This window comes from Nonomuraea sp. NPDC004580, assembly GCF_040609855.1.
GTDB classification, from domain to species: Bacteria; Actinomycetota; Actinomycetes; order Streptosporangiales; family Streptosporangiaceae; genus Nonomuraea; species Nonomuraea salmonea.
The window spans coordinates 1-6,185 of record NZ_JBEXLH010000122.1; the positions used below are offsets into that span (position 1 = coordinate 1).

1 protein-coding gene is annotated in these 6,185 nt (G+C 73.3%); it reads left to right on the forward strand.

Annotation, left to right across the window (positions count from 1 at the left end; all coding sequences use genetic code 11):
- Positions 1-39 precede the first annotated feature (39 nt).
- A partial coding sequence (locus tag ABZW11_RS45935; protein WP_355432800.1) for an amino acid adenylation domain-containing protein occupies positions 40-6,185 on the forward strand: 6,146 nt, incomplete at its 3' end.

Here is a 6,185-nt window from a genome sequence, read left to right on the forward strand (position 1 = left end):
GGGCGGGATGTGCCGATCGGGTCGGCGCACGCTGGCCGGTTGGATGAGGCGCTGGACGAGCTGGCGGGCTTCTTCGTCAACACGCTGGTGATCCGAGCGGACGTGTCGGGCGACCCGTCGTTCCGGGAAGTGCTGGGGCGGGTGCGGGAGGCGGCGCTGGGGGCGCTGGCGCATCAGGACGTGCCGTTCGAGCGGCTGGTGGAGGAGCTGGCCCCGTCCCGGTCGCTGGCCCGGCATCCGCTGTTCCAGGTGATGCTCACCGTCCAGAACAACACCGAGGCGACGCTGGACCTGCCCGATGTGGCGGCGTCCGGCATGGTCGCCGGAGAGGTGTCCGCCCGCTTCGACCTCGACTTCAACGTCGGCGAGGTCTTCGACGAGCACGGAGCCCCGGCCGGGCTCAGGGGGTCGCTGATCGCGGCGACCGACCTGTTCGACGAGAGCACCGCCCACGGGTTGGTGCGGCGGTGGGTGCGGCTGCTCGGATGCTTCGTGGAGGACGCCTCCGTCCGGCTGTCCGAGATCGACGTTCTCGACGCCACCGAGCGACGGCAGGTCGTACGGGACTGGCAGGGCGAGCTCACCCCGCGCACGCCCACCTCGGTGGTGGAGCTGTTCGAGGCGCGGGCGGAGGCAACGCCCGATGCGGTCGCGGTGGTGTGCGGTGGCGTCGAGGTGACGTACGCGGAGCTGGAGGCGCGGGCGAACCGGCTGGCCCGGCACCTGATCACGAAGGGTGTGGGCCCGGAGTCGCCGGTGGGCGTCGTGCTGGAGCGCGGGGTCGATGTGGTGGTGGCGATGCTTTCCGTCTGGAAGGCGGGCGGTGTCCACGTGCCGATCGACGTGGAGTACCCGGCCGACCGCAGGGCCTGGATGCTGGCCGACGCCGCACCCGTCGTGGTGATCACCGACGGAAGGACGGAGATGCCGCCCGAGGTCGAGCGGGTGACGCTGGGCGACTCGGCGGCGCTGCCGGACGAGCGGCCGGGCGTCGCGATCGACGGATCGAGCCTGGCGTACGTCATCTACACCTCGGGTTCGACCGGGGTCCCGAAGGGCGTGGGCGTGGCGCATGCCGGGCTGGTGAACCTGATCGAGGTGTTCGGCCCGGTCATGGGGGTCGAGCCGGGCGTGGGGGTGCTGCAGTTCGCCTCGTTCGGCTTCGACGCCTCCGTCCTGGACGTCGCCGTGACGCTGAGCCGGGGCGGCCGGCTGGCGATCGCCGGCAGGAGCGAGCGCATGGACACGGCACTCCTCAAGGACCTGCTGACCTCCGCCGACGTCCGTGCGGCCAGTGTGGTGCCGTCGCTGCTGGAGGTCGTGGACCCCGCCGATTGGACCGGGGTGGAAACGGTCCTGGTCGGTGCCGAGCCGATCGCGAGCGGGACGGCGCGGGCCTGGGCTCGGGACCGGAAGCTCGTCAACACCTACGGGCCCACGGAGGCGACGGTGATGGTGACCGCCGGCCCGGTGGAGCACGTCAACGGCGTCGTCCCCTTCGGCCGGCCGATCGCCAACACCCGGCTGTACGTCCTGGACGACAACCTGGCTCCGGTTGCCCCGGGCGTCGCCGGAGAGGTCTACATCGCGGGCGTCCAGGTGGCACGCGGCTACGTCGGCCGGCCCTCCTTGACCGGAGAACGGTTCGTGGCCTGCCCGTTCGGCGACGGCCGGATGTACCGGACGGGCGACGTCGCGAAGTGGACCGCCGACGGCGAGCTGGTCTTCGTGGGCCGGGTGGACGAGCAGGTGAAGATCCGCGGCATGCGCGTGGAGCCGGGCGAGGTGCGGGCGGTGCTGGCCACGCACCCGGACGTGGCCCAGGCGGCGGTGATCGTGCCCGCCGACGCGGGAGAGAAACGCCTGGTCGCCTACGTCGTGGGCGGCGAGGCCGAGGATGTCCGGCGCTACGCCGCCGACCGCCTGCCCGCCCACCTGGTCCCATCAGCGGTGGTCGTGCTGGACGAGCTGCCGCTGACCGTCAACGGCAAGCTCGACCGCGCCGCGCTCCCCGCCCCGCAACAGGAGACCACCACTGCGGCCGGCCCAGTGGGGCTGCACGAGGAGTTGCTGTGCGCCGCCTTCGCCGACGTGCTCGGCAAGGAGCGGGTCGGCGTCCACGACGACTTCTTCGCACTGGGCGGGCATTCGCTGCTGGCGGTGCGGCTGGTGAGCAGGATCCGCGCCATCCTCGGCGTCGAGGTGCCGATCAGGACGCTGTTCGAGCATCCGACCGTGTCGGGGCTGGCCGCCGGGATCGCCGAAGCCGGCGCGGCCAGGCCGCCGCTGACCCTCCGCGGCCGCCCGGAGCGGGTGCCGTTGTCGTTCGCGCAGCGCCGCCTGTGGTTCATCCACCGGCTGGAGGGCCCGAGCGCCACCTACAACCTGCCCACGTCACTGCGCCTGACCGGCGAGATCGACAGGGCAGCGCTCGACGCCGCCCTGCGCGATGTCATCGCCCGGCACGAGGTGCTGCGGACGGTGTTCCCCGTCGAGGGCGGCGAGCCGTACCAGCGCATCCTCAGCATGGACGAGCTGGAGTGGGAGCTGCCGGTGGTCGGCGTGGCTCCCGACGAGCTGCGTCAAGCGGTGACGCGGGCCGAGCAGTACGCCTTCGACCTGGCCTCCGAGGTGCCGATCAGGGCGTGGCTGTTCGACGCCGGGCCGCAGGAGCAGGTGCTGGTGGTCGTCGTGCACCACATCGCCGGCGACGGCTGGTCGATGACCCCGCTCGGACGTGACCTCTCCCTGGCCTACGCCGCCCGCCGCGCCGGGCAGGACCCGCGATGGGAGCCGCTGCCGGTCCAGTACGCCGACTACGCCCTGTGGCAGCGTGACCTGCTGGGCGACGAGGACGACCCGGGCAGCCTGCTGTCCCGCCAGGTCGCCTACTGGCGGGAGACGCTCGCCGGGGCACCGGAGGAGCTGACGCTGCCCAGCGACCGCCCGCGCCCACCGGTGGCCGGTCACCTGGGTCACGTGGTGCCGCTGCACGTTCCCGCCGAGGTGCACGCGCGGCTGCTGGAAGTGGCGCGGGCCGAGGGCGTGACGCCGTTCATGGTGCTGCAGGCCGCGCTGGCCGTCCTGCTGTCCAGGCTGGGCGCGGGCCGTGACATCCCGATCGGCACGGCCAACGCGGGACGTACCGACGAGGCGCTGGACGACCTGGTCGGCTTCTTCGTCAACACGCTGGTCCTGCGTACGGACCTGTCCGGCGACCCCACCTTCCGCGAGGTGCTGGCCCGGGTCCGCATGGCGAGCCTGGGAGCGCTGGCCCACCAGGACGTGCCCTTCGAACGCCTGGTGGAAGAGCTGGCACCGGCCCGGTCGCTGGCGCGGCACCCGCTGTTCCAAGTGATGCTGACCCTGCAGAACGTCGCCGACGCCGACGTCGATCTCCCCGTGACCGGCGCGGCCCCGGGCGGGGACGCCCGGCTCCAGCCGTCCGCCAAGTTCGACCTGGAGCTGAACCTCAGGGAGGCGACGGACGGGCTGCGCGGCGCGGCGATCCTGGCCGCCGACCTGTTCGAGGCGGGGACGGCGGAGCGGTTCGCGCAGTGGTGGGCCAGGGCGCTGGCCGTGATGGTGGCCGCGCCCGGCACCCGACTGTCGCAGGTGGACGTGCTGGACACGCACGAGCGTGACCTGGTGCTGCACGGCTGGAACGACACCGGAGCCCCGCAGGCCGGCGGCTCGCTGGTCGAGCTGATCGAGGCGCAGGCGGTCCGGACGCCCGGCGCGACGGCGGTGCTCTTCGACGGGGCCGAGCTGTCGTACAGGGAGCTCGACACCCGCGCCAACCGGCTCGCCCGCCGCCTCATCGAGCGCGGGGCGGGCCCCGAGTCGGTCGTCGGCGTCGCACTCGAACGCGGCCCCGACCTGGTCATCGCGCTGCTCGGCGTGCTCAAGGCCGGGGCGGCGTACCTGCCGCTGGAGCCCGAGCACCCGGCGTCGCGCATCGCCCTCATGGCGGCGGACGCGCGCGCCGGGATCGTCGTGGCCGCCGCGAGCACCGCGCACCTGGTGCCGGACGACGCCGCCTGCCTGCGGGTGGACGAGGCGGCGGACGTGTCGGGCCAGCCGCTGACCGAGGCGGAACGGGGACGCCTCAGCCCCGACCTGCCCGCGTACGTCATCTACACCTCCGGCTCGACCGGCCGCCCCAAGGGCGTGGTCGTCCCGCACGCGGGCATCGTGAACCGGCTGGCCTGGATGCAGCGGCGGCTCCCGCTGACCGGCGGCGACCGCGTGCTGCAGAAGACGCCGTTCGGGTTCGACGTGTCGGTGTGGGAGTTCTTCTGGCCGCTGACCGTCGGAGCCGCCCTGGTGGTGGCCCGTCCCGGCGGGCACCGCGACCCCGCCTACCTCGCCGAGCTCATGCGGCGGGCCGAGGTGAGCGTGGCCCACTTCGTGCCGTCGATGCTGGAGGTGTTCCTGCACGAGCCTGGCAGCGCCGGCGTCCCGCTGCGGCAGGTCGTCTGCTCGGGCGAGGCGCTCCCGCAGGGTCTGCAGGAACGGTTCTTCGCCCGGCTGGCGGACACCGAGCTGCACAACATGTACGGCCCCACCGAGGCGTCCGTCGACGTGACCGCGTCGCGCTGCCTGCCGGGGCACCCGGTGACGATCGGCGCGCCGGTGGCGGCCACGCGGGCGTACGTGCTGGACGAGGGCCTGCGGCCGGTTCCCGTGGGCGTGCCGGGCGAGCTCTACCTCGCCGGGGTGCAGCTCGCCCGCGGCTACGCCGGGCGTCCCGCCCTGACCGCCGAGCGGTTCGTGGCCTGCCCCTACGGCGGGCGCATGTACCGCACCGGGGACCTGGCCAGGTGGAACGCCGACGGCGAGCTGCTGTTCGCGGGCCGGGTCGACGACCAGGTGAAGATCCGCGGCATGCGGGTCGAGCCCGGTGAGATTCAGGCGGTGCTCCAGCGGCACGACCAGGTCGCGCAGGCGGCGGTGGTGATCCGCGAGGACATTCCGGGCGACCCGCGGCTGGTCGCCTACGTCGTCCCGGCCGGCGCGACCACGGACCTGCCCGGCCAGGTGCGGCGGCACGCCCGGCAGTGGCTGCCCGACCACATGGTGCCCGCGTCCGTGGTGGTGCTGGACGCGCTGCCCGTCACGGTCAACGGCAAGCTGGACCGCAGGGCGCTGCCCGCCCCGCGGTACGCCGCCGGCAAGGGCCGTGGCCCCGCCGACGCTCGCGAGGAGCTGCTGTGCGAGGGGTTCGCGCACGTGCTCGGGCTGGAGCGGGTCGGCGTGGACGACGACTTCTTCGCGCTGGGCGGCCATTCGCTGCTGGTGGTCACCCTGGTGGAGTGGCTGCGCGAACGCGGCGTCAGCGTGTCCGTACGAGCCCTGTTCCAGACACCGACCGTCATCGGCCTGGCCGCCGCGTCCGGACCCGAGCAGGTGACCGTCCCCCCCAACGCGATCCCCGACGACGCCACCGAGATCACGCCCGAGATGCTCCCGCTGGTGGAGCTGTCCCAGGCGGACATCGACCGGATCGTGGCGGGAGTGCCGGGCGGTGCGGCGAACGTGGCCGACATCTACCCGCTGGCTCCGCTTCAGGAAGGTCTGCTCTTCCACCACCTGCTCGCCGAGGGCGGCGACGACGCCTACGTGACACCCACGGTGCTGGAGTTCGACACACGCGCTCGGCTGGACGCCTTCACGGACGCGTTGCAGCGGGTGATCGACCGGCACGACATCTTCCGCACGGCGGTGATGTGGGAGGGGCTCCCCGAGCCGGTCCAGGTCGTGTGGCGAAAAGCGGAACTGCCGGTGACCGAGATCGCGGGCGACCTGCTGGCCACGGTCGGTCTGTCGATGGACGTGGGCCGGGCGCCGCTGCTCGACGTGCACGCGACGGAGGACGACGGCCGCTGGCTTGCTCTGGTGCGGGTGCACCACCTGGTGCAGGACCACCTCGGCCTCGACCTGCTGCTCGGCGAGGTCCAGGCGTTCCTGGCCGGACGGGGCCACGAACTGCCCGAGCCGCTGCCGTTCCGCACCTTCGTCGCCCAGGCCAAGGGCGCCGTGAGCGCCGAAGAGCATGAGCGCTTCTTCGCCGGCCTGCTCGGTGACGTCGAGGAGACGACCGCGCCGTTCGGCGTGGTGGAGGTGCGCGGGAGCGGGGCCGACGTCAGGGAGGTTCAGGCCGCGATTCCCGGTGAGGTGGCGGC